At 51.5% G+C, this 23790-nt stretch carries 23 protein-coding genes and 1 tRNA gene; 8 read left to right on the forward strand and 16 right to left on the reverse strand.

Going from position 1 to position 23790, the window contains the following annotated elements; all coding sequences use genetic code 11:
* The first annotated feature begins 14 nt into the window (after positions 1–14).
* The 3 genes from ACKWCC_RS01945 to ACKWCC_RS01955 all read left to right on the forward strand — a co-directional run bounded on the left by ACKWCC_RS01945 (position 15) and on the right by ACKWCC_RS01955 (position 1543).
* Positions 15–959: a PorP/SprF family type IX secretion system membrane protein gene (locus ACKWCC_RS01945; RefSeq protein ID WP_413994211.1), complete on the forward strand. Its 945-nt coding sequence runs from the start codon at positions 15–17 to the stop codon at positions 957–959.
* Positions 960–1060: 101 nt separating this feature from the next.
* Positions 1061–1417 (forward strand): dihydroneopterin aldolase, encoded by a 357-nt coding sequence (gene folB / locus ACKWCC_RS01950; RefSeq protein ID WP_413994212.1) that lies wholly within the window; start codon positions 1061–1063, stop codon positions 1415–1417.
* 55 nt (positions 1418–1472) lie between these two features.
* A tRNA-Cys gene (locus tag ACKWCC_RS01955) sits at positions 1473–1543 on the forward strand.
* Positions 1544–1778: 235 nt separating this feature from the next.
* Here the strand turns inward: ACKWCC_RS01955 and ACKWCC_RS01960 are convergent.
* The 4 genes from ACKWCC_RS01960 to ACKWCC_RS01975 all read right to left on the reverse strand — a co-directional run bounded on the left by ACKWCC_RS01960 (position 1779) and on the right by ACKWCC_RS01975 (position 4286).
* Entirely contained in the window at positions 1779–2477 is a 699-nt protein-coding gene (locus ACKWCC_RS01960) for a hypothetical protein (RefSeq protein WP_413994213.1), read from the reverse strand.
* A gap of 162 nt (positions 2478–2639) precedes the next feature.
* Entirely contained in the window at positions 2640–3281 is a 642-nt protein-coding gene (locus tag ACKWCC_RS01965; protein ID WP_413994214.1) for a hypothetical protein, read from the reverse strand.
* On the reverse strand, positions 3278–3937 hold the full coding sequence (locus ACKWCC_RS01970) for a hypothetical protein (protein WP_413994215.1): 660 nt from the start codon (positions 3935–3937) through the stop codon (positions 3278–3280). The genes ACKWCC_RS01965 and ACKWCC_RS01970 overlap by 4 nt, the downstream gene beginning before the upstream one ends.
* A 10-nt stretch (positions 3938–3947) precedes the next feature.
* Positions 3948–4286 carry a PadR family transcriptional regulator gene (locus tag ACKWCC_RS01975; protein ID WP_413994216.1) on the reverse strand — a complete coding sequence of 113 codons (339 nt, stop codon included), beginning with the start codon at positions 4284–4286 and terminating at the stop codon, positions 3948–3950.
* A gap of 470 nt (positions 4287–4756) precedes the next feature.
* Between ACKWCC_RS01975 and ACKWCC_RS01980 the strand changes: the two genes are divergently transcribed.
* A complete protein-coding gene (locus ACKWCC_RS01980; RefSeq protein WP_413994217.1) occupies positions 4757–5806 on the forward strand; it encodes an FAD-binding oxidoreductase in 1050 nt (349 codons plus the stop codon).
* A gap of 128 nt (positions 5807–5934) precedes the next feature.
* Here the strand turns inward: ACKWCC_RS01980 and ACKWCC_RS01985 are convergent, their stop codons facing one another.
* From ACKWCC_RS01985 to ACKWCC_RS02000, 4 genes are all read right to left on the reverse strand, one after another.
* Positions 5935–6723 carry a patatin-like phospholipase family protein gene (locus ACKWCC_RS01985; protein ID WP_413994218.1) on the reverse strand — a complete coding sequence of 263 codons (789 nt, stop codon included), beginning with the start codon at positions 6721–6723 and terminating at the stop codon, positions 5935–5937.
* Positions 6724–6849: 126 nt separating this feature from the next.
* A complete protein-coding gene (locus tag ACKWCC_RS01990; RefSeq protein WP_413994219.1) occupies positions 6850–8352 on the reverse strand; it encodes a Do family serine endopeptidase in 1503 nt (500 codons plus the stop codon).
* A gap of 83 nt (positions 8353–8435) precedes the next feature.
* The gene (locus ACKWCC_RS01995) at positions 8436–8603 is read right to left on the reverse strand and encodes a hypothetical protein (RefSeq protein WP_413994220.1); all 168 of its coding nucleotides are present in this window, start codon (positions 8601–8603) and stop codon (positions 8436–8438) included.
* 275 nt (positions 8604–8878) lie between these two features.
* Positions 8879–9058 carry a hypothetical protein gene (locus tag ACKWCC_RS02000; RefSeq protein ID WP_413994221.1) on the reverse strand — a complete coding sequence of 60 codons (180 nt, stop codon included), beginning with the start codon at positions 9056–9058 and terminating at the stop codon, positions 8879–8881.
* Positions 9059–9175: 117 nt separating this feature from the next.
* Here ACKWCC_RS02000 and ACKWCC_RS02005 point away from each other — a divergent pair, with 117 nt between their 5' ends.
* Positions 9176–9796: a TetR/AcrR family transcriptional regulator gene (locus ACKWCC_RS02005; RefSeq protein WP_413994222.1), complete on the forward strand. Its 621-nt coding sequence runs from the start codon at positions 9176–9178 to the stop codon at positions 9794–9796.
* A 2-nt stretch (positions 9797–9798) separates the two neighbouring features.
* Here the strand turns inward: ACKWCC_RS02005 and ACKWCC_RS02010 are convergent, their stop codons facing one another.
* From ACKWCC_RS02010 to ACKWCC_RS02020, 3 genes are all read right to left on the reverse strand, one after another.
* The gene (locus tag ACKWCC_RS02010) at positions 9799–10836 is read right to left on the reverse strand and encodes a glycosyltransferase family 9 protein (RefSeq protein ID WP_413994223.1); all 1038 of its coding nucleotides are present in this window, start codon (positions 10834–10836) and stop codon (positions 9799–9801) included.
* 102 nt (positions 10837–10938) lie between these two features.
* The gene (locus tag ACKWCC_RS02015; protein WP_413994224.1) at positions 10939–11547 is read right to left on the reverse strand and encodes a DUF4254 domain-containing protein; all 609 of its coding nucleotides are present in this window, start codon (positions 11545–11547) and stop codon (positions 10939–10941) included.
* Between the two features lie 28 nt (positions 11548–11575).
* Entirely contained in the window at positions 11576–12514 is a 939-nt protein-coding gene (locus ACKWCC_RS02020; RefSeq protein ID WP_413994225.1) for a DUF6427 family protein, read from the reverse strand.
* 41 nt (positions 12515–12555) lie between these two features.
* Here ACKWCC_RS02020 and ACKWCC_RS02025 point away from each other — a divergent pair, with 41 nt between their 5' ends.
* The gene (locus ACKWCC_RS02025) at positions 12556–12783 is read left to right on the forward strand and encodes a DUF6341 family protein (RefSeq protein WP_413994226.1); all 228 of its coding nucleotides are present in this window, start codon (positions 12556–12558) and stop codon (positions 12781–12783) included.
* Between the two features lie 680 nt (positions 12784–13463).
* On the opposite strand, the gene ACKWCC_RS02030 is transcribed toward ACKWCC_RS02025, so the two are convergent.
* The 5 genes from ACKWCC_RS02030 to ACKWCC_RS02050 all read right to left on the reverse strand — a co-directional run bounded on the left by ACKWCC_RS02030 (position 13464) and on the right by ACKWCC_RS02050 (position 19868).
* The gene (locus tag ACKWCC_RS02030) at positions 13464–14807 is read right to left on the reverse strand and encodes a Gfo/Idh/MocA family protein (protein WP_413994227.1); all 1344 of its coding nucleotides are present in this window, start codon (positions 14805–14807) and stop codon (positions 13464–13466) included.
* 12 nt (positions 14808–14819) lie between these two features.
* Positions 14820–15803 carry a formylglycine-generating enzyme family protein gene (locus ACKWCC_RS02035; protein WP_413994228.1) on the reverse strand — a complete coding sequence of 328 codons (984 nt, stop codon included), beginning with the start codon at positions 15801–15803 and terminating at the stop codon, positions 14820–14822.
* 301 nt (positions 15804–16104) lie between these two features.
* The gene (gltX, locus tag ACKWCC_RS02040) at positions 16105–17631 is read right to left on the reverse strand and encodes a glutamate--tRNA ligase (RefSeq protein WP_413994229.1); all 1527 of its coding nucleotides are present in this window, start codon (positions 17629–17631) and stop codon (positions 16105–16107) included.
* A 227-nt stretch (positions 17632–17858) separates the two neighbouring features.
* Positions 17859–18716, reverse strand: a complete 858-nt coding sequence (locus ACKWCC_RS02045) for a hypothetical protein (RefSeq protein WP_413994230.1) — start codon at positions 18714–18716, stop codon at positions 17859–17861.
* A 99-nt stretch (positions 18717–18815) separates the two neighbouring features.
* Positions 18816–19868 carry an alkane 1-monooxygenase gene (locus ACKWCC_RS02050; RefSeq protein WP_413994231.1) on the reverse strand — a complete coding sequence of 351 codons (1053 nt, stop codon included), beginning with the start codon at positions 19866–19868 and terminating at the stop codon, positions 18816–18818.
* Between the two features lie 74 nt (positions 19869–19942).
* Here ACKWCC_RS02050 and ACKWCC_RS02055 point away from each other — a divergent pair, with 74 nt between their 5' ends.
* Complete coding sequence (locus ACKWCC_RS02055; RefSeq protein WP_413994232.1) at positions 19943–23371, forward strand: hypothetical protein; 3429 nt, start codon at positions 19943–19945, stop codon at positions 23369–23371.
* Positions 23368–23787: an rRNA maturation RNase YbeY gene (ybeY, locus tag ACKWCC_RS02060; protein WP_413994233.1), complete on the forward strand. Its 420-nt coding sequence runs from the start codon at positions 23368–23370 to the stop codon at positions 23785–23787. The genes ACKWCC_RS02055 and ybeY overlap by 4 nt, the downstream gene beginning before the upstream one ends.
* Positions 23788–23790: the final 3 nt, after the last annotated feature.

Raw genomic sequence — 23790 nt, forward strand, 5'->3', positions numbered from 1 at the left:
ACTCGCTAGAGATTATGCGCAATAGAATTCTGGTAATGGCCTTTTTAAGCTTTGTCCTTTCCCTCAAAGCACAAGAGCTTACCATACCGCAATTGTCACAGTACTTGGCAGACAACCCCTTTGTCATGGCACCGACCTATGCGGGCATAGGCGATCATGTGAAAATACGGGTCAACGGCCTTACCCAATGGGTGGGCATCAAGGACGCTCCGGACACCCAGTCCCTTGCCGCGGACATGCGGGTCGGGGAAAAGTCGGGCTTGGGCGTGCTCCTGTACAATGACAGCAACGGACAGACCCGCCAGCGCGGGGCAAGAATGTCCTTTGCCCACCACCTTACCCTGGATCGCTATGAGGATGAGTTCCTTTCCTTTGGCATCTCCTACAACTTTAACCAGTTTCGCATAGACATTGAAAACTTTGATGCGCTGGATCCCAGTGTTACCGATGACCGGGCCACCACCAACCATAACTTTGATGTTGGCTTTCTATATCGTTACGACAAGTTTTACCTGAGTGCCAATGCCTCCAACCTGCTCCCAAAAAACCTGGAACGTTTTAATCCGGTCTTTGAGCCCAATACCCTGAGAAACTATTATCTGTACACAGGGTACCGCTACAGCAAGGACAAAAACAGCAATTTGGAAATAGAGCCCTCCGTGTTCTTCCAGTTGTTTGAAAGTGATGGCAGGTCCGTGACGGATTTGAACGTTAAATTCCGCTGGTATGATTTTGAGGACTATTACTACGCAGGGGTCACCTACCGGTTTTTGAACGATCAAGTGGGCGATCCCCTCTACATTGCGCCCATAGTGGGCCTCAAAAAGAATAATTTTTACTTCGGATATTCCTACCAGGTGATCCTCAATGAAATTTTGGGGTACAGCGCCGGTACCCATGTGGTTACCCTTGGGGTAGACCTCTTCCAGGGCATCAGTAACTGTAGGTGTACCTATTGATCGGGGCAAACGCCTTGGCTCAACCTTATTTTGGATACAAACACCCTCGGGTTTCCATTGCATTTTCTATGTTTGCAGCGTAATGTGCAATTTGGGTTGATATGGGAAAAGTGCTCGTTGAAAACATTAGGGTTTATGCCCACCACGGCTGCCTGCCGGAAGAGACCGTCATTGGCAGTGATTATTTGGTCTCCGTGACCGTTTGGGCCCCGCTGAAAAAAGCGGCCAAAAGCGATCGACTGAAAGATACGGTGGACTATGTGCACCTCAACGCCATAGTGAAGGAAGAAATGGCCATCCCCGCCAAATTGCTGGAGCACGTGGCCAAAAGAATATTGGATCGCATCTTGGGGGAGCTGCCCACGGTAAAGAAAGCCCAACTGCTCGTTTCCAAGGTAAACCCGCCCATAAACGGGGATGTTGAAAAAGTGACCATTGTACTCAAAGCCAAAAGATGATGGTATTATTTTGATAGGATGGAATAAGGTGCTAATTTTACACCCTTAATGCAATGGCATCGTGGCCGAGTGGCTAGGCACAGCTCTGCAAAAGCTTGTACAGCGGTTCGAATCCGCTCGATGCCTCAACAACCCTCCCCTTTAGGAGGGTTTTTTTGTGGATGGAGGGCAACGTACGGCGGTGCCGTTTGCCGCAAACATCTTCCGAAGAACGCCTGTGGTGAAAACACCAAAAGGACACCAGTTTACCCTATTTGAAGGTCCAGGACGGTAAAGGAAGGTACATTATTGCTTTGTACTCCCCTTTTGTGCAACACTAGGGCAAAAAAAGCCCATATGGTGCCTGGGTGCAGAGGCCAAACTATGCCGCTGTTTGATACTCCGGATAGGTTTCCCGGAGAAAATGTTCGGTCTTGGCGGGAATGACGTAACCACAGATATAAGTGAGCAACAGAAAGGTCACGACAAGCAACGAGAGAAATCCCAGGCCCAAAATGGTGTGCGGCCATTCCAAATTGGTGCCAAAATTGAATATATTGCCCATTACCAAAATGGTCTGTAGTAGCAGCCCTTGTTGATGAATAATGTCTTTGAGCAACCATTTTCGCCATTGCCCTTGGTTGTTCCTTCGCTGCAACTGAAAAACCCTGAACAAATAGAAAAGGGCAAGACCCATAAACAGAACGGTGAGGCCCTCATTTTTGGGCACCATGGGGGGCAAGGCGTTCAAGACAGTAAAAATGACAAGGATGGCCGCCAAGGTGGCCATGACCTTTGGCAGGCTGAACCACTCCCTAAAAAACCCCCAGACAATTTTAAGATACCGTTTTTGCAGGGCCCGCTTCCGCTGGTCAACGATATCCATAAACCCAAAGACCCCAAATTTTTTGAACTCGATGTCCCGCGCCGCTTCAAAGGAACGTTCCGGGTTTTCTTCCCATTGGGCACAGATGCCGTTTGCCAAATGATCTACCAGCTCCGTTTGCAGGTCATAATGCTCCACATAATGCGCCCGGGTAAAGCGGTAAAGTTCGTGGATATGTTCTTCCGTAAGTTTCATCTGTTGTTTCTATGGGTTCTTATGGGTAGGACCTGCCCTATTTGGTTCCGGCGGGTGTCGTTGTTCACGTCCCCGTATCAATTGTTTTCTCCATGGTGTTTATGCACCTTCGGTTTCGCCAATAAACTTCTTGGCGGGCCTCAAGGTTGGTCACAGCGCATTTCATAGGCCCAAGGTTCGCCGCACAGCCGCCCTTTTTTCAAAGAACAGGAAAAGAAAAGCGATGGTAGCGGTAAAAAACAACGCCGTGAAGAGTATGGTTCCAATAGATGATGGCGTTCCAAAAATGTAATCGCCCCAGAATAACCTGATGAACGTAAAACAAAGGTTAAGGGGCAACAACACCCCTGTGATCAAAGTTTCCAAACTAGAAAAACGATACTTGCTGGGTTTGGGAAAAAGACCCACAAAATATACAACACCAATGGTCAACGATAGGCCCATTATAAAATGAAGAAACGGAAACCCTGCCTGGGTTAGCTTCTCAAAAAGCCCGATAACCAAAACGGCCAAAACAAACAAAAGCAAAAAAAGGGGCCTTGTCATCCTAACTCCCAAAGCATAAAGCGACTGTCTCTGCATATCCTTCCTTAACCGCTCGTATCCCTGTAACAGTTCTTTTTTGTGCGCCACCATATACCACTTAAAAGCGTCGTAAAAAGGTAGCGCTTGCACCTGCATCCCTTCCTGGACCGCTGTGGCCACATGATCCACCATCTCCATGCGAACATCAATGAAGCGCACCCCTGACTTCTCCAAATAAGTATGGATAAAACGTATATGGTCTTTGTTCATGGTGCTCATACCGGCTTCCATTTAATTTGCATGTGCAGCTGGTAAAACCGCACCAGGGAATAACAAAAGGCCAAGGTAAAGGCATGCACTGCCAATGCGGGCATGCTCATTGCCCCATCTTGGACAAGGCCAAAGATATCCGAGAACAAGGGATTGTAAAGGACCAATAAAAACCCGAACGCAATGGCGTGCACCTTGAACAAGAAGCGATAACTGCTCTTCCTTTTGGTGGCCCTTATCCTCACATTGGCGTAGAGAAGCCAAGAAAAAAAGAGAAGATACATACCGCCCACGGCCGTGTTGGCGGCTTCCCAAAGAGCCATGGGCAGTCCTTTTCCAAACACATATATAACCCCCATGGGCAAAAGGGCCCAGATGGCCGATCTTAAGTAGGCCCTCTTGGTGAGTTGTGCACACTTGTCCATCAAGATTTTTGGTCCTGTCCACAGCAGTCCCAACCAAAAGCTTTGGTGCAGTTTCAATTCTCCCTGCCAGGTGTTGCGCACCAGGGCAAAGGCCTCATTAAAAGGGGTTCCCCGGTCCAAATGGCCTTCAATACTGAGTGCCATGTGGTCCAGCACCTCATTTTTTAAATCTTCTTGATGCAGTTCCATTCGGTCCAGGAACCTTTGTATTTGTTGCAGTTGTGCTTTATCCAATTTCATAGGGCAGGTCTTAGTCAATGCTCCATTTGGGGTTTACCAATTGCTGCATGCTCCGGATAAAGTCTTCCAGTTGGGCCAAGCGGTCCACGGTTTCCCTCTGTCCCTGCTCCGTGAGCTTGTAGTACTTTCGGAGCCTGTTGTCCACCCTGGCCACTTCCACGTCCAACAGGCCCTCGGCCTCCAGTTTGTGCAGGGCAGGGTATAGGGCGCCCTCGGTGATCTTTAGCTCGCCCTTGGTAAGCGCCTTCACTTTTTGGGTGATCTCATAGCCGTACATCTTTCCCTCTTGTTCCAACAATTTTAGGATGATGGTGCCCAGGCTGCCCTTGTACAGTTTTGAATTGGCCATCTGTCTTTTTTTGTTTTCTGGAATGATGCCCGGGCACGCTGCCCAAGTTTCAATTCAAGTTAAAGTAAACTACCTCGGGGCAAGCCCACGAGGCATTCATAAGAAACTGAATCTTAGTTTCGAGGCAAGCCTCGGAGCATCAAACCCTTTGGCGGTGCCAATGAATATCCCGTTCAGGACAAAAATCTCCTTGCCCTTGTGTTCCTCTTTTGTAGGACGCCCAGGTGGCCAAGGGGCGTTGAACAAAGCTATGGGCATCGACCTTCCATATCCCAAAAACAAACTCAATTTCCCGTGGAATTCGGTGCCGTGCCTTGTCCTTGAATAGGGTCCAAAAGGGTTCCATGAACCAACCATCGACCTTCAAATATACATAAAATTCTTATGCATAAGAGCTCTAGGTATAAAAATTTGTCAAGGAAGCGCTCCATAAACCCCGCAATCCTTAGTTTTGCACAAAAATTTCACCTATGTCCGATTTCCACGCCTTGACCATTGCTTCCATAGACCGACTCACCCCAAAGTCGGTGGCGATTAGTTTTGACCTGCCAGAAACCCTCAAGGATACTTTTGCCTACGTCGCGGGGCAGTACATTACCCTCAAGGCCACCATCAAGGGCATGGAGGTGCGCCGGGCCTATTCCATTTCCTCGGCACCCGCCTCGGGCAAGCTCACCGTGGGCATCAAAAAAGTGGAAGACGGTCTTTTTTCGGCCTACGCCAATGACGTGCTGAAACCAGGCGACACCCTGGACGTCATGCCCCCGGAAGGCCGCTTTACCTTTGAAAAGGGAGCTGGGGCCAAAACCGTGGGCGCCTTTGCCGCCGGAAGTGGCATTACCCCCATCATGAGCATTGCACATACCGTGCTGGAAGATGATGACAACAGTACCTTTGTGCTGGTTTACGGCAACCAAAACCCGGCCGAAACCATGTACCGGGACGAGTTGTTGGCCCTGCAAAGCCAATATCCGCAACGGTTCTTTGTACAATGGCTGTACAGCCGTGCCAATGAGCCCGATTGCCTTTTTGGGCGCATAGAACGTTCCACGGTGAACTTGGTGACCAAGAACCGCTACAAGCACCTGGATTTTGATGCGTTTTACCTCTGTGGTCCTGAGACCATGATCAATACCGTGAGCGACACCCTGAAAGAAAATGGGATCGCGGAAGACCGAATCCATTTTGAACTGTTCACCGCTGCCGCGCCAACACCGGAAGCCGGGGCCGTTCTGGACGGTAAGACCCAGATACAGGTGGTGGTGGACGATGAGGAGTTCTCGTTTACCATGGATCAAAAAATGTTGGTGCTGGACGCCGTGCTCAAGGAGAACATAGATGCCCCCTACTCCTGCCAAGGGGGCGTTTGCAGCAGTTGCATTGCCCGCGTGACGGAGGGAAGTGCCGAGATGGTAAAAAACCAGATCTTAACCGACGGAGAGATTGAGGAGGGGCTGATCCTCACTTGCCAGGCCCACGCCAAAAGCCCTACCCTGAAGATCGATTACGATGATGTTTAACCGGGCCGTGGGCGGGTTCCCTACCTTTTGCAGAAGATAAAACAGTTCGCAAAAGCCCGTGGGGTTGGCCCGGTAGGCTGAATTTAAGCTTCCCGTTGGCCCGCCCGAGCAGCGTGTCTTTCCTTGCCTTACCTTAGTTTGTTAAACTCCTGCACCGCGGCCTCGTAGCCAATGGCGTAGGCTTTTTCAATGCCCTTCCGATCCAGTATCCCGATATGGGCCAGGGCCTTGGGCTCAATGAGGACGTGGCACTCCTTTAGTTTGGCCTTGTTTATGGCGTAGATCATCAGGTTGGTGGTACGGCCGGTAAGCTGCAGGGAGTTGGCCAAGTGCTTCTTTTCCGCGGGGACCACGATGGACACGTTGCTGCCCAGCACACAATCCACTTTGTCCACTACCGGCTCCAAAGGAAAATTGTTCATGATGCCGCCATCGGCGTAGAGGTTTCCCCGGTAATTCACCGGGCTGAAAACGGGCGGAAGGGCGGCGGAGGCGAGCAGGGGCAAAATAAGCTCCCCGTGGTCAATGACCTCTTCCCTGCCCTGCTCCAAGTTGGTGGCCACCACAAAGAGCTCCCGTTGCAGTGCTTTGAAATCGTTCTCGGGAAAGTGCGCGCCAAAGTCTGCACTAAAACGTTCCGTGTTGATGAGCCCTGGTTTCCCCAGGGCAAAATAGGTGTATTTGAACAAGGGTGTTTCCCTAAAAAATCGGAGCATATGGTCCACGGAGTGCCCTTTGGCGTATAGGGCGCCCACCAAGGCCCCGGCACTGCTGCCCGCCACCACCTGGGCCTCCAGCCCAAACTCTTCCATGGCCTTTATGACACCAATGTGGGCCATGCCCCGGACACCGCCACCGGACAGCACCAAGCCCAATTTGCACTGTTGCAGCTCCCTAAGGCTCGCCTTATGTCTCATAGCGCTCGTAACTTTGGAAAAAAACAAAGAGCCAAGGGGTGTGGGCAGGCATCACTGCCAATCCACATTCCCTTGGCTCCCATACTTTGATCTACCTCCATTTCTGTAAATGTAGGCAACCCCAATTTAAGAATCCAGTCCGAAGGCGTAATAATATTTCTTGCCGTCCTCGTACATGCCCTCCAGCATGACGCCTCCCTTTTTGTTCTCCAGGGCAGCGGCCACATCTTCAATTTCCCTAACGCGTTTGCCGTCTATATGGGTAATGATGAAGCCTTCCCTCATTTGGGTCTCTTGCCTGATCTTGCCCGGATACAACTTGTTTACCCGCACACCTCCGTCAATGTCCAGCTTTTCTGCCAGCTCCTTGTCCACCGTCTCAAAATCGGCGCCGAGCAGGTTCAGGATCTCTTTTTTCTCCACCCGTGAAATGGCCGTGCTGCCCTGAGCGTTTTGTAGCACCACCGTAATGGTGCGCTCCTTGCCGTCCCTGTTCACCAGCAGTTCTACCTCGTCCCCGGGACGTTTTCTGGCGATCATTTCCTGCAAGAGCGGGGAGGTATTGGTCTTTTTGCCGTCCACTTCCAAGATAATGTCACCGGACTCCATGCCCGCCTTGTCCGCGGCACTATCCTCTCCCACTTGCTCTACCCATACGCCTTTCACGAAATCCACATCTTTTTGTTTTGCCAAGGCACCGTCCATGGTCCTGATGGTAACGCCCAGCATGCCGCGCTGCACGTCTCCGTACTGCAAGAGGTCTTCCACCACTTTGGTCACAATATTGCTGGGTACGGCAAAACCATATCCGGTATAACTTCCGGTCCTGGAGGCTATGGCGGTGTTGATGCCCACCAGGTTGCCGTCCAGGTTCACCAGCGCCCCGCCACTGTTTCCTGGGTTTATGGCCGCATCTGTCTGTATAAAACTCTCCACGGCAAAACGGTCCGGATTAATGTTGATGCTCCTGGCCTTGGCAGAGACAATGCCCGCGGTCACGGTGCTGTTGAGGCCCATGGGGTTGCCCACGGCCAGCACCCATTCGCCCACCTCCACATTGTCTGAGTTCACAAGGGCCATGGTCTTTAGGTTCTTGGCCTTGATCTGCAACAGCGCCAAGTCCGTGGTGGGGTCCGTTCCGATCACCGTGGCCTTGTAAGATTCGTTGTTGTACAGGGTCACCTCTACCTCCTCGGCCTTGTCAATGACGTGGTTGTTGGTAACAATATAGCCTTTGTCGCTGATGATCACGCCAGAACCCGTACCCACCCGGGGACGTGACTGCGGTGTCTGTCCGCGGAACATATCGCCAAAAAACTCCCGGAACGCGTCCGGCATCTGGTCGGTGTCCATATTGGCGTGGGGATCGGACTGTACCGATTTAATGTGCACCACCGCATCCAAGACCTCTTTGGCCGTGTCCGTGAAGTCCAAGGGTTTTATGTTTCCGTCATCGTCCTTGGTGTACAGGACATTTTTTCCCGAAACCGTCTCTACCTGCACCGTAGTGGGGGCTTCCTTTTCGGTGGCCCGGTCAATGCCCAGGACCAATGCGCTCACGCCCAATGCGATGAGGGCGGAGAACAAATAGATTTTCCAAGTGCTGTTTGTTTGTTTCTCTCTTTCCATGGTTTGTTCTATGTTTTGTTCGCGTGGTTTATACATCCTTTAAGGTCTTCCCATAGTTATTGTACGGGGGAGGTTGCCCCCGATCAGTTGGTCCGTTTGGGGCCCCGAGGTCTTTGGTCACTGCCAAAGGGCCAAACCCTTATTCTCAATGGGGTGTGCTTGGTGTTGTCCCGGGCCAAGAGACTGCTCACTCCAAATAAAAGAATGGCCGACACAATTAAAAACAATAGGGTTGCTCCCAGTATGCTCATCTTATCTCTATTTTAAATTCAATCAAAGTAAGACAATTTTTATGCCGCAACATGGCCATAAAATGCTAAAGATTAACTAAAACAACCGCCTGTTTTAACATCTTTTTTGAAGTTATGCTGTTTTTCTCCCCAAATTCCCTTTTGCGCAATGACCTCTTCACCGTTCCGCCCACAACGAGCCCCACGGTTTAGTCCTTGGGCCCCTTGATCCAAAATCCTGGATTCACGGATAGCGCTTCGCCTTTTCAAAACTGACAAAATGACATTTTTTTGCCTTACGAGAATTGTTTTGCCCTGCCAGAGGGTTTCCAAAAGACCCTTGCCAACGCTTTTTGTGTGGCAATGGGATGTCTCGCCCACATTTTCTTGTGCGCTAGGGGGGTGTTCATCCCAAAAAAAGCACCCCTTAACCGACCGGGCAGTCTGTTTTGTTCCTTGCCGGTGGTGCTGTTCATCGTTTTTTTTGGCACTGGCCGATCAATGTATGCGCTACGTCCAATTTTCACAAGCCCACGAAAGGGTTGGCAGTTCTTTGTACAGACCCAACGGTCTAAAACCCAAATCTTGACATTATGGACAGACACCTAAAACGAATGGCCACCGCCCAACGCATGCAGCAAACCGGCCTGGCCCTTTTTCACAGCAAGGGCTATTATAACACCAGCGTGGACGATGTGCTGGAAGAGCTGGATATGAGCAAGGGCGCCTTTTATTACCATTTTAAGAGCAAGGAAGATTTTTTTGTTCAGATCGTACAGACCCATTTGGCCCACGCCATGTACACCAAGCTCATAGCTCCGGTACAGGGCCAGGACAACCCCCTCATGCAGATCATGACCTGTTTTGAAAGTGCCCTGAACGCGGCCATCAACGACCAAGCGGATGTAGGCTGTATGCTGAGCGGTTTCTTGTGCGAATTCAACGGGCGCAACGAGAACATCATGGAACACCTCAGGGACGTTCTCAATGTGTGGGAAGTTCATTTGATCACCAGCTTGCAGAAAGGCAAGGCCAGCGGATATCTGGACCGGCACGTGGACACCGAGGCTGTGGCCACCTACGTGATCAGCGCCTATTTTGGCATACGCACCCTAATGGCAGGCACCTCCAGGCCCAGCACCCGAAAGTATCGGTTCATGGAGCAGTTAAAACATTATTTTAGAACAATTGCCTCCAAGGAGACCGTGCTTTGAGCCTAGGGCAAGAGCAATTCTCCCATGCGCTTCAAAACCAGTGCGGGCGGAATGGTCTCCATGACCCGCCCATATCCGGGCGGACAACGGTTGCCATACACCGAGGTGGGCACCATAGGGTACCGCTCCACATCGCTGAGCAAAGCGTTCTGCGGGGGCTGGGCAAAAGGGGCAAAACCGGCATAGGGGTGGGTAACGCCCCAGAGGGTAATGGTGGGCACCCCGTACATGGCCGCCAAATGGGCATTGCCACTGTCCATGGCCAGCATCAGGTCCAGATTGGAGATCACCTTGAGCTCTTCGACAAAGGATACCTTGCCGGCCATGGAAAAACAATGGTCAAACTCGGCCTCCCATTCCGCCAACAGCGCCTCCTCCTTGTCCCCGCCCCCAAACAATAAAACCATACGGTCACCTGTTCCGCTTTGCTCTTTGAGCACCTCTTTCATCAATTCCGTTGGATAACATTTGCCCGGGAAAGCGGCAAAGGGCGCTATGCCCACCCATTTCCGCTGTTCTTTGGGAAGCATTTCCAAAACATTCTGGGGCAGCTGGGCCTTTGGCAAAACATCTTTGGGCGTTAACTCCAAGGGGAGGCCCAAACGGGCAAACACATCGGCATAGCGCAGGTGGGTGGAGCGCAGGGGCCGGAACACCTTGTTTTTTGGCGCGGTAAGGGCCTTTTTCTCAGAACGTCCCTTGTCCAGTTGCGCCACGGGAACCCCGCCAAGCTTAAAAAAGAGCTTTAAGATGCGGCTGCGCAGCACATGGTGCAGGTCTGCCACCGCCGTGACATCTGTTTGCCCAAGGCTTTTGTAAAGTCGCCAAAGACCGAGCACCCCTTTGTGCTCTGCCTTTACCTTGGCCGTATGCACCGTGATCCAGGACAATTGGGAAAAAATGGGTGCAAACCCCGGCTTGGTGAGCACGGAAACAGATACCCTGGGATGGCTGCGGCGCAGGGCGATGAGCACGGGCACCGTCATGGCCACGTCCCCCATGGCAGACAGCCGTACGACCAACAAGTGCTCCTTTTCCATTTCCGTTTTTTTGGGGTCTTGCCGCCTTCCCTGACCACGCCTAAACCGCCGCATTGCCCGACCCAAGCCACGCCTTGGCCCGGCAAAATGACGTGGTTGGGCTCAGTGCCCGGATTTTTTGCGCAGTACGGGGTTCAGTTCATCATCGTTGTACATCTTCATTTGCTTGTACACCTTCATGTATTTTCGGCCCGCGGCAATATCGTCCAGCAGTTGATCTATGGCCGTGGAAAGGTCCTTTTTCTGTTCCAGGAGCACCCCCAACTTTTCTTGGCACTTTGCCAGGTGTTCCTGCGAGGCGTCCTTGCGGTGCGCCTCTTCCTGCATATGGTAGATCTTCAGGGCCAAGATGGACAGCCGGTCCAAGGCCCAGGCCGGGCTCTCCGTGTTTATGGTGGCGTCTTCAAGAACGGTCACGTCCCGGTGCTTCTGTAAAAAATAACTGTCTATGTATTCCACCAAATCCGTCCTGTCCTGATTGCTGGCGTCTATTTTTCGTTTTAACTGCAGTGCGGCAACGGGGTCTATGGCGGGATCGCGAATAATGTCCTCATAGTGCCACTGCACGGTGTCTATCCAGTTCTTGCGATAGAGCAAATGGCCCACCTCCCCTTTCGGGTACGGGTTTTCAAAAGGTTGGGAAACATCGTCTTCAATGTGGTATTTGGCAATGCTTTCCTCGAAGATGTTAAATGCAAATGCGCTGAACATAAAGGTAGTTTTTTACAAAGATACCCAATTAAACAAGTATTGCCGTGATCACAAAGGTGAGAAAGGAGCCCAGCACGCAGCCCACCAACACGGCTTCCCGCATTTTTTCGCGTTTTATGGCCTCTATGGCATTGGTGGCGAACACGGTGATGGGAAAAAACGTGATCAACAGCGCACCGTTCCCTTCACTGGGAGCCAACAGCACCATAAAGAGCCCCAACATGACCACCATGGTGAGCAACCTATACGAAAGGATCTTGCCCACCCCTGTGCGTGCGTTTCGCAAAAAGGAGAAAAGCACCAGGAAGACGGCCACCGCCACAAACAGCCCCAGCTTTACAAATCTGCCCATGCCCCAGTTGAACTCCAGCTCCAACAAATGGCCAAAATGATAATGCTCCCCAACGAACCCGGGACTCCCGAAAAAGTAGGTCGCGGCCAGGAGCATGAGCAAAAAAGAAACAAAAGCCGGAAGCATACTGAGCCAATTGCGAATGTTCTTGGGCTCAAAGATGGCAATGGAAACAAGCACCAACAGCAAAAACACCAAGGACAATGGATTAAAAAGACTGGACACCAACACCCAAAAAGTGGCATCGAACACCTTGAGCTTCACTTCCTTCAAGGACCTGAGGCTTATGATGCGCCTAAGGGCAAAAAGCAAAAAAAGATGGCAGAATACGTTGTTGGGGCTGGCAAGCACTTCCGGGGCCAGCACAATGAGCAGGCAAAAAAAAAGAATGGCGTAGGAGTTGTTCTCCGTGAGCTTGTTGCGCTTCACTATAAAATCTACCACAAAGAGCGAAAAAAGAAGGAGGGCCAAGGAGAGGGCTACAATGAAAAAAGACCACGAGCCCGTGCCCTGCACAAGAACGCCCCACTGTACAAAAACATAAAAAGACAATAAAAAAGCCGCCAGAATTATGAAGTTAATGGGCTTTGTTTTCCCAAAAATGCTTGAAATCATCTGCAATTTTCCTACTTTTGTACTGTAAATATAGGAATAAGATGAGGTCATTATTTGAAGCCATAGAAGATTTGTTCGTCAATGTACTTTTTGCCCCTTTTGATTTTTTGAGGTTTATGGAACGTGACAGTTGGTTGGCCGCAAATGGCTTTAACTGGCTTTTTGTGATCGTGGGCAGCGTTGCCTTCGTTTATTGGATGATCCAGTTGAAAAAGTTCAACGACAATGATGAAGAGGACAAGACCAGCACCTCGCACTCCTATCTGTGATCCACTCCACAAGGGGCCCTTTTTGGTTCCCTTGAAGCTCCCTTTTGTTTTGGCCTTTAGAACATCCTTGTTTTGACCCGTAGTTTTGGGATGGGCAATGCCGCAAGCTGTGTTGTGCAGGGAACAACGGTTTGTTGTTTGTGCTTGGGCGATGGTCTTTTGCCCGCCTTGCCAAACCATCCGTGTCCTTTTCCATAGGATGGCAAGACGTCTGCGTATGTCATGGCTTCATTGCGGTGGCTCCAGAACCACGGTGATTATCCTGATGGTTTCACCCACGCTTGCACATCCCTGCAAAGCCGATCCCTGCGCCAATGTTTGTCCCGCCACCACGGTGATGGCTTCCCGCCCGTACCGAATGGCACATTAGGGCCGGACCGACCGAGAGATTCAGGCGAGTCCCCAAAATCGGAAAAGTCTTGATTTTATTGGGGATTGCTCCGTCATTGCAAAAATCCAACACATCATCTGGGTTTACATTCCTTTGGCTCTGGGACAATGGCTCCAAAAAAAAGGATTGTGTACGCAGGTCCATTCCCCGTGCACAGGCAAGGAAGTGTTGGGCCCCGTGGTGATGGGGGTTGGGGCGCCCTGGCCGCATTGCCTTTAAGTGGGCTGCAAAAGAGATTCGCCGCCCCCAACCTGTTTCCGAAGGAAAGGGGCCGAACCAAGAGGGCGCTTTAGGCTTTTCCCGGTACGGGAACAGGGTAGTTTCCATTGGCGTCCGGCAGGGTGGGCGGGGTGCTGTTCCAGTCCATTTCGGCGGGCACCAACAGTTCCTCTGATTTCATTGCTTCCTCCCAGGTCACCACCTTTCCCGTGTAAGTGGCCATACGGCCCAAGATGGCGCTCATGGTGCTCTTGGCACCATTTTCGGTATCGCTGATCACCCCTTTGTTGCGTATGGACGCAAAAAGCTTGTCATGCTCCACCTGATAAGGGTTGGGGTCGTTCTTTCCGCGATGTTCAAATATGGTGTTTCCCTCAAAATCCACAATACTGGCACGGCCGGCGTCCTTCATGTCCACTAGGCCCTTGGTGCCCTGGAACACCTCTCCCACCTTGGACCAGGTGCCGGGCTGATGCCTGCATTGGCTGGAGATCACGGCCCCACTGGGATAAGTGAACTCCACAAAATGATGGTCAAAAATCTCCCCGTGGTCCTTGCCGTTGCGCACCTCGCGGCCTCCCATGCCCTGGGCAGACACGGGGTATTCCCCCAAGAACCAGTTGGCCACGTCTATGTTATGGATGTGCTGTTCCAGAATATGGTCCCCGCACAGCCAATTGAAGTAATACCAATTGCGCATTTGGTATTCCATTTCGGTCTGGCCTGGGGTTCTTTCCCTCACCCAGACCCCGGCACTGTTCCAGTACACCTGCCCGGAAACGATCTTGCCCGCATCGCCGGCCTTGATGCGCTCTGCTATGGCCAGATAATTGTTCTGGTAGTGCCGCTGTAGGCCCACCACCACATTGAGTTTCTTTTCCTTGGCCACCTTGGCCATTTCCAAGACCTTGCGGATGCCCGGGACATCGGTGGCAAGGGGTTTTTCCATGAACACGTGCTTGCCATTGTTCACGGCGTATTCAAAATGATGGGGCCTAAAGCCGGGCGGGGTGGCCAAGATCACCACATCGGCCTGGTCAATGGCCTTTTTATAGCCGTCAAAGCCCACGTATTTGTGTTTGTCCTTCACGTTCACCTTATTGGTGCCGGCATAGGCCTTTTCCAAATTGGCATAGCTGCCGTCCAACCGGTCTTTAAAGGCGTCTGCCATGGCCACCAGCTCCACATTGTCATCTGCTTTCAAGGCTTGGTTGGCCGCCCCGGTGCCGCGCCCGCCGCAGCCCACCACCGCAATCTTGAGCTTTTTGTCGTTCAATACGTTCACCATGGCACCCATTTCCATGGTGGGCAAGACCATCCCTGCCGTCAAAAGGGCCGTGTTCTTGCAAAAGCCCCTTCTTGAGGATTTCATTGCCTTATCCTGTGTCCGAGCTACTTTTTTGCTTCCTTTCATGATTTCCATTGTTTAAATATCTTGGTTCCAATACGCTTCCATTTCTTGGGGGCTGGGCACTTCTTTTTGGCGTACCACCCTAAAGCCCACATAGGGGGCATCCGTGTTCCACCATTTGCTCTTTGGAAATTGGGGGTCGCGCATTTTCCACTTTTCGGCAGATGCTGTTCGTGCAGCGCTTCTCAGGTACTCCGGATCATCGTCATAAGATCCGCCGCGCACCACCTTGGGGTATTCCGTTTTGGGCCTTTCCCATGGGTTGCGCACATCCTTGCCCCTGTCCTTGTAGGCGGTTGGCCGGTATTGGTCCAGCGTCCACTCGGCCACATTCCCGTGCATGTCGTACAGACCCCAGGGATTGGGTTTTTTTTGTCCTACGGGCTGGTAACTTCCCCCACTGTTTTGGTAGTGCCAGGCATGGTCGTCCAAAAGGGCGGGGTCATCCCCAAAGGAATACGCGGTCTGGGTGCCCGCCCGTGCGGCATATTCCCATTCTGCCTCGGTGGGCAGCCGATAAAAATGTCCGGTCTTGGCAGAGAGCCATTTGCAAAAGGCCAAAGCGGCGTGTTGGGTAACATTGCCCACGGGCAGTCCTGCCCCAGTGCCCATTCCCAAGCTCATGTCCACATAGGGCACTGTGGCGCCGGCAATGGCGTCGATCTCCAAATCAACCTCATTTCCTTTGTCGGGGCTGTGCTCGGTATCCGTGTTCCTATTGACGAACAGATTGTAGAGTTCCCAGGTGACCTCGTGCTTTGCCATCCAAAAGGCATCCACGATGACGGTGTGCCGTGGCCCCTCGTCCGCCTTTCTTCCTTTTTCTGCCGGCGCACTTCCCATGGTGTACGTGCCTTCGGGAATGGCCACCATGTCCATGGCCAACTCCGTGCCCGAGATGGACTGCACATAATCCTTGTGGTCTTTTGTTTGGGCAAAACCAAACGGCGCAGCGGCCAGAAAGACGGCAATGCCCACTAGGGAAAAATTGTGATTCATCCTCTAAATATAGGGTATTTAAAAACGTGTTTCACTTTATTTGGTTGGAACTTTTTTTTTGTTGGTTCCACCACCGATGTTGTGGTGACGGAAATGGTTTTGGCCCGACTTGCGACTCCAGGACGTGGAACATAAGATCAAAAATAGGTCCCAATACAAACACCCATAAAGTAAGTGGCCATAATTCATGGGACTCCACATATAAAATGCTATGTCTTATGTCCTCCAGTCCTAAGCCAACCTATGCATCAAGGGTTGTACCCAAAAATATAATGATTGCACCTTTTTGTTGTGCCGTGGTTTAGGCCAGTTTTTCCATGGCTTTCCCAATTCGGGCCACGCTCTCCTCCTTTCCGATCAAGGAGAGGATATGGAACAGGTGGGGGCCTTTTAGGTCGCCCACAACACATAGGCGCAGGGGGCCCATGATCTTGCCAAAGGAAAGCCCGTTATCGGTGATGTATTCCTTTACGGCCCTCTCGGCGGCCTCGGGGGCAAAGGGCTCCGTTGCCCGCAAGACTTCGGAGACCTTCCTTAAATGTTCCGCGGTGTCCGGTTTCCACTGTTTTTTGACCGCTTTGTCGTTATAGGCCTCGGGGGAAACAAAAAAGTAATGGCCCAGTTCCCAGAAATCCGAGACAAAATTGGCCCGCTCCTTGATCAAGTCCACCACTGTGGTTAGAAAGGCCGTCTCCTGCTTTTCCGCCGGTACGCCGTGGGCCGAAAGCACTTCTTGGAAGGCGGGCAAGAGCGCTGCGGTCTTTTTCCGCTGTAGGTATTGGTGGTTGTACCATTTGGTCTTGTCCGGGTCAAAACGGGCCCCGCCCTTGTGCACGCGGTCCAGGCCAAAGGCACCGATCAGCTCCTCCATGGAGAACAGCTCCTGTTCCGTACCGGGGTTCCACCCCAACAGGGCCAAAAAATTTACCACAGCCTCGGGGAAATATCCGGCCTCGCGGTAACCTTGGGACTCTTTCCAGGAAAGCGGAAACACGGGAAAGCCCCCTTTTTCACCATCGCGCTTGCTCAGTTTTCCCTTTCCCGTGGGCTTCATGATCAAGGGCAGGTGGGCAAATGTGGGCGGTGTCCACCCAAAGGCGGCGTACAATTGGTGGTGCAGGGCCAGGGAGGGCAACCATTCCTCGCCCCGAATCACATGGGTAATGTCCATAAGGTGATCGTCCACGATATTGGCCAAATGGTAGGTGGGCATGCCGTCACTTTTAAAGAGCACCTTGTCATCCAGGACATTGGTGTCTATTTCAATGCTGCCCCGAATGCTGTCTTCCAGCTGAAGCTTTTGGTCGGGGGGCGTCAGAAACCGAATAACGTGGTCTGCTCCACTGGCCAGGCGCTCTTCCACTTCCTGGGGCAGCATGGAGAGGGAATTGTCCAGTTTTAGCCTATTGTGCCAATTGTAGATAAAGGTTTTTCCCTTTTCCTCGTGGTTTTTCCTGTGATGGTCCAAACGCTCCGGGGTATCAAAGGCATAGTAGGCGTGCCCTTTTTCCACCAGCTCCAGGGCATACTGGCGGTACAGGTCCCTGCGCTCGCTCTGGCGGTAGGGGCCGTAGCTGCCCCCCAGTGCAGCGGAACCTTTTGTGTTTGGCCCTTCGTCAATGACCATGCCACACCATTCCAGGGCGTCCACGATATACGCCTCCGCACCCTCCACATAGCGGTTTTGATCGGTGTCCTCTATTCGGAGCACAAAATCGCCTCCGTGTTTTTTGGCAAATAGATAATTGAACAGGGCGGTGCGCACACCACCTATATGGAGCGGCCCAGTGGGACTGGGCGCAAAACGAACGCGAACTTTTTTGGCCATACTACCTTTTTTTGAGGCCCAAAGATAGTAAACTGCCTCATGGCCTTGCCCCGAGGCATTCATAAGAAACTGAATTTTAATTTCGAGGCAAGCCTCGCAGCATCAAAACCCTTGGCGGTGCCAATGAACTCAAGCCCATTTCTTCACGGGCCGCATTCTTGAAAAATACCCGTATGCCCCTTTGCCGCCTCTGTTTTTTTGCGGTTTTTGGCCTGGTCGTTCCAAGCTCAAAGGGAACGGTGCGGGGACAAGTGGAAAAAGGTGTCGAAAAGCGGGGTTTTTTTAACAAAAAGTGGGGCGTTAAAGCCCTTCCCTTCCTTTTCCAGGGAGATGACACCAAAATAGCTCAGGAAACGGCTGAACAATCGGAGGGCATAGCAACTTGCCACCTGGGAGTGAAGGTCCGTGAACCAGGGCTCTTGAAGGTCTTGCAGCAGTTGGGGAAAGGCTTTGAAATACTTTTCGGCATAAAAGGTGGTGCTCCTTTTCTCATTGCCGTACTTACAAAGGAGGAGTAAGGAAAACCCCAGGCCAAACTGGCCGATCTCCTCGCTCTCATACCTGTCAAAATATGCCCAATTGAACGCTGTGCCAAAAACCTTGAACAAGGTTTCAAAGCGCTCCCGATCATCATGCAGTGCCCGTTTTCCCCGGCTTGTAAGGCTCAGCCTGCCCTTTCTCTTTTTGGTCCATCCGGCCAATTCGGGAAGCAGGCGGGCCAAGGTGATGGACATTGCGTCTTCTTCCTTGTACAGTTTTGTGATGCCGCTCGTGATGTCTTCCTCCTCATAAAAGCCCTGGGCATAGAGATCGGCCACCAATCTAACGGGCAAATGTCCTTTTTGTGTGAGCTTTATCCCTCCCTGGTTTTCCAAATGTTCCATGAGATGACCCACCAAATTGAAAATGGGAACTTTCATAAAGTGTTGGGGTTTTGCACTTTTCAGGGTGAGCGGACTCTCTTTGTGAAAGGAGTCGTGGAGCAAATAATGCATCTCGGCGGGAGAGTAGCCTTCAAAGTCTGGCACTTTCCGGTTGTTTTGCGCTGCCATAGCCTCCTGTATGGCCTTTTCAATACCGTCCATTTCCATAAATTTTGCTCGTTTTGCGGTGTCAGTTAGGTTGATGTGCCTTGTTTTGTCCCGTTTCCCTTTCCCTGCGGAACATCCAAGCGGGTTGCTGCCCTATGGTGCCGGGGACAGCCTCATTTCTTTCGGGATGCGTTTGTTCATAATGGAGAACCAGAGCGGGGGAACAAAGGAAAGCACCATGGAAGTGGGGTAGCCAAAGGGCATTTGGGGCGATATGTCATGATAATCCAGTATTTGGTACTTCTTGGAGGCCTTGTAATGGTGGTCGCTGTGCCGTGTTAGCTCATAGAGTACAATGCGCCCCATGACGTGGTTGCTGTTCCAGGAATGCACCTCCCGCACCCGCTCATAGCGCCCGGAAGCCGTTTTTTTGCGGAGCAGGCCGTAATGTTCAATGTAGTTTACGCTCTCCAACATGAGAATGCCCACCACCCCGGAGAAAAAGGCCACGGAAAGCCCAAGGGCGCCAAAGAAATAGGCAATGGCGCATACATAGCTCACTTGGAAGAGGGTGTACCAGAGCATGTCGTTCTTGATGCTGAAAAATCCCGCTTTGGCATTGGCCAAGAGCTTGCGCTGAATGCGCCAGGCATTGGCGTACTGCCTAAAGACCGAGGTGAACCAAAAAGAGTACACACTTTGGTTGAGCCGGGCCGTGGCGGGGTCCTCTTTGGTGGCGGCGTGGGCGTGGTGGCCAAAATTATGTTCAATGTAAAAGTGCATGTAGTGGGAGGGGAGCAGCAACAATTTGGCCAAGCTCCTGTGCAAACGGCTCTTTCGGTGGCCCAGCTCATGGGCCACATTGATGCCGTTGGTGCCCAAGACAATGCCCATGCTCAGTACCAGGCCCACCCATTCATATGTTTCGAGCACACTGTTCTGGGTTTTCTGCAAGAGCATCCATAGCAGTCCGAACACGATGGGCACATTGACGTAGAGCATCCAATCGAACAGTTTTCTGTTGTTTTTTTCCTCCCTTTCCTCCGGACCATAATTGCTGGTGTCATGGGGAAGCAGCAACTCCAAAATGGGAATGGCCACAAAAGCATAGAGGGGAGTGGCATAGCTCCAAGGGCCCTCCAAAAGGAAAGCAAGCAGGGCGGAAGCGGGCAGGCTCAAGGCCGCAACGTATTTTAAATCTTTCATTTTGTCGCTTTTAACAGTATTTTCTAAGTCAAAAGATGGTATTCGGCTTATCTTGGTATTAAATATACTGGATTTTGGTCGTTTATCATCACATTCTTCGGAAGCTCAATCAATTCATAAAAAAGTACTATACCCAAAAATTGTTGAAAGGGGTGCTGCTGTTCCTGGCCCTGGGCGGTCTTTTCTTTTTGATCACGCTGGGCGTGGAGTATGCGCTCTGGTTGAGTGGCACGGGCAGGCTTTTGCTTTTTCTCTTCTTTGTGTTGATGCTGGGGCTGCTCACGGTGGTGCACATCCTAGTGCCCTTGTTTCAGTTGTTTCGATTGCGCCGGGGCATAGGCCCCAAGGATGCGGCCAAAATGATCGGCACCCATTTCCCGGAAGTGGGAGACAAACTCTTTAACCTGTTGGACCTTGCGGAAAACAAGGAACGATCGGAGCTGCTCTTGGCCAGTATGGAGCAACGTTCCCAACAGCTGCGCCCCATTCCCTTCTCCAAGGCCATAGACTACCGGGCGGCCTTGGGTAATGCAAAATATTTGGTGCTGCCCCTTTTGGTGGCGGGGCTGGTGTGGGCAAGTGGGCAATGGTCTTCCTTCATGGGGAGCTATGAACGGGTGGTGAATTATGACGTGGCCTATGAACGTCCCGCTCCGTTTTCCTTTCAATTGCTCTCCGCAGACTTGAAAACCTTGGAGAGCGAACCCTACACCCTGGAAGTGCGCACGGAAGGTGAACTGCGCCCAGAAAATGTGTTTTTGTCGATCCATGGCAAAGAGCTCTTGCTGGCAGAGGAAAATGGGGTGTACCGCCATACCCTTTCGCCCCCCATACGTTCCACCACCTTCCGGTTCAGGGGAAATGATGTTCGCTCGCGGGAGTATGTGCTCACGGCATTGAAGCCACCGGCCATCTTGGACTTTGCCTTGACCCTTACCTACCCCTCCTACCTGAACAAGCCCCAGGAGGTGATCAACAGCACTGGAAACGCCATCTTGCCCGAGGGCACCAAGGTGCGCTGGAATATTTTGGGCAAAGATGCGGAAGACATTGACCTGATCACCAAGGACACTACGGAATCGTTTCAGAAAACGGGAGATGCCTTTTCCCTTGAGCGCTCGGTGTATTCCAACCTGGACTACACCATTAGCACATCGAGCGCGGAGGTGAGGGACCACGAACGTTTGGATTATGGCTTCAGTGTGGTTAAGGATGCCTACCCGGTCATTGCGGCCACCCAGGTCTTGGATTCGCTAAATCCCAATGTTTCCTATTATCAGGGCGAGGCCAGTGATGACCACGGCGTGGCCAAAATAGACCTGGTGCATTATCCACAAGGGGATGAGGCGGCGGCAGAGCGCATTTCCCTGCTTTCCCCCAACGGGAATTTCGCCCCTTTTTACTATACCTATCCTTCCGGGCTTACCATTGTTCCGGGCCGGGATTATGAATTTTATTTTGAGGTAACGGACAACGATGGCATCCGTGGGGGCAAAACCACCAAGAGCGCACGCTATACCCATACCATACTGGACGGGGATGCCCTAAAGAACCGTGACCTGGAGACCCAGGAATCGCTCATACAAAACCTGGACCGCAGTTTGGAAAGGGCAAAGGAACAAGAGGAACGCCTTGAAAAACTCACCAAAGAACAAAAGGAAAAAAGCAGCCTTAACTTTAGCGATAAAAGTCAAGTGCGGGACTTCCTCCAAAAGCAAGAGCAACAGGAGGCCATGATGGAAAAGTTCAGCAAAGAGCTCAAGGACAACCTGAGCAAGGAAGAGCGATCCAATGCCTTGAACGAATTGCTGCAAGAACGGCTGGAACGGCAGGAAATGGAAGCAAAAAAGAACCAAAAACTCTTGGAGGAACTGAACAAATTGGCAGACAAGATCAACAAGGACGAGCTGGGCAAACGTTTGGAAGAGCTGGCCAAACAGCAGCAGAACAGCAAGCGCAGCCTGGAGCAGATCCTGGAACTGACCAAGCGTTACTACGTTACCGAAAAAGCGGCGCAGTTGTCACGGGAACTGGAAAAACTGTCCCAGGAACAAGAACAACTGCCCCAGCAGCAAAACGAGAACGGCACGGAGGCCCAACAAGAGCTGAACAAGGCGTTTGACAAGATTTCAAAAGACTTGGACGAATTGAAGAAAGATGACGGGGCACTTAAAAAACCAATTGGTTTAAAAATTGACAAGGATACGAAAGAGGGCGTACAGCAAGACCAACAGGAGGCCCTTGACGCCCTTAAAAAACAAGAGGACGCCCAAGGCGGCAGTCCGGACGACCCAAAGGACAAGGCGAAAAAGAAACAACAGTCTGCCGCCCAAAAAATGAAAGAAATGAGCGAGGCCCTCTCCAGCTCTTCGGCCGGGGGCGCCAGTGGGTCCTCCGTTGCGGAAGATGCCGAAATGCTGAGACAGATCTTAGACAACCTCATCCTCTTTTCCTTTAAGCAAGAAGCGTTGTTCGATGCCTTGAGCCAGCGGGAAGAACAGGACCTGAACCAGTACTCCCGAACCGTTCGCGACCAAAATGAGCTCCGAAATCTCTTTGAACACGTGGACGACAGTCTTTTTGCCCTTTCCCTGAGACAAGCCGAGCTTTCGGAATTTGTGAACGAACAGGTCACCGAAGTCTATTACAACATTGACAAATCCTTGGAAAGTATGGCCGATGGGCAGATGTACCAAGGGGTATCTCACCAAAAATATGTGTTGAACGCCTCCAACGGCCTGGCCGATTTTTTGGCGGACGTTCTTGAAAACATGCAGCAGAGCATGCAAATGGGGCAAGGTTCCGGAGGGGGCTTCAAACTTCCGGACATTATCATTAGCCAAGGCCAATTAAAGGAAAAAATGGGGCAACAAGGCCAACAGGGAAAAGCTGGGCAGGAAGGGAGCCAAGGAAAAGAGGGCGAAGGAGCGTCAGAAGGACAAAAGGGCCAAGACGGGATGTCCGGAGCAGACGGTAAGAAAAGAGGTGATGGCCAAAGCGGGGAGGGTTCTGAAGGAGAACAGGGCCAAAACGGCGAGGGGGCCGATGGCGAAGGCAAGGGACAAGGCTCAGCGGGATCGGGGGAATTGGCCCTGCAGGAGCTTTATGAGATCTATCAAGAGCAACAGCGCATCCGGCAGGCCCTGGAGGAGCAGTTAAAGGACCTGATCAATGCCGAAGACCGCAACTTGGGCGAAAAGCTCTTGCAGCAAATGGAAGATTTTGAAAACGATCTTCTGGAAAACGGCATTACCGAACGTACCCGGAACAAAATGAACACCATTAGCCACCAACTGATGCAGTTGGAAAATGCCACATTGAAGCAAGGGGAAAAAAAGGAAAGGGAAAGCAACACCAATCTGCGCGACTTTAGCAATCCCATTATCACGAAACCCTCATTACTACAGAATTATAAAAACGAGGTGGAAGTTTTAAACAGACAAGCATTACCTTTGCGCCAAAATTTCAAAAACCGGGTAAAGGCCTATTTCAAAGAGCAATGATCCATTTTCATTATGAGACCGGATTTGGGTTGGAAAAGGAATCCAGTTTCAAAAAGTGGTTGGTGGCCTGTGCGGCCAGTGAGGGTTTTTCCATTGGGGACATTGCATATGTCTTTTGTGACGACCAACGCCTGCTACAAATAAACAAGGAGTATCTAAATCACGATTCCTTTACGGATATCATCACCTTTGATTATGTGATGGGAAACACACTGTCCGCAGATATTTTTATTTCTGTGGAACGCGTGGCCGACAATGCCCAACATTACCAGGTAACTTTTGAAAAGGAAATGTGCAGGGTCATGGTGCACGGCCTGCTGCACCTTATGGGCTATAAGGACAAATCTGAACAGGATGGTGTCCTGATGAGAGCAAAAGAAGAAGAGAAAATAAACATGTTCCACGTGGAACGCTGAGTT

This window comes from Maribacter aquimarinus, from assembly GCF_047345505.1.
Classification (GTDB): Bacteria; Bacteroidota; Bacteroidia; order Flavobacteriales; family Flavobacteriaceae; genus Maribacter.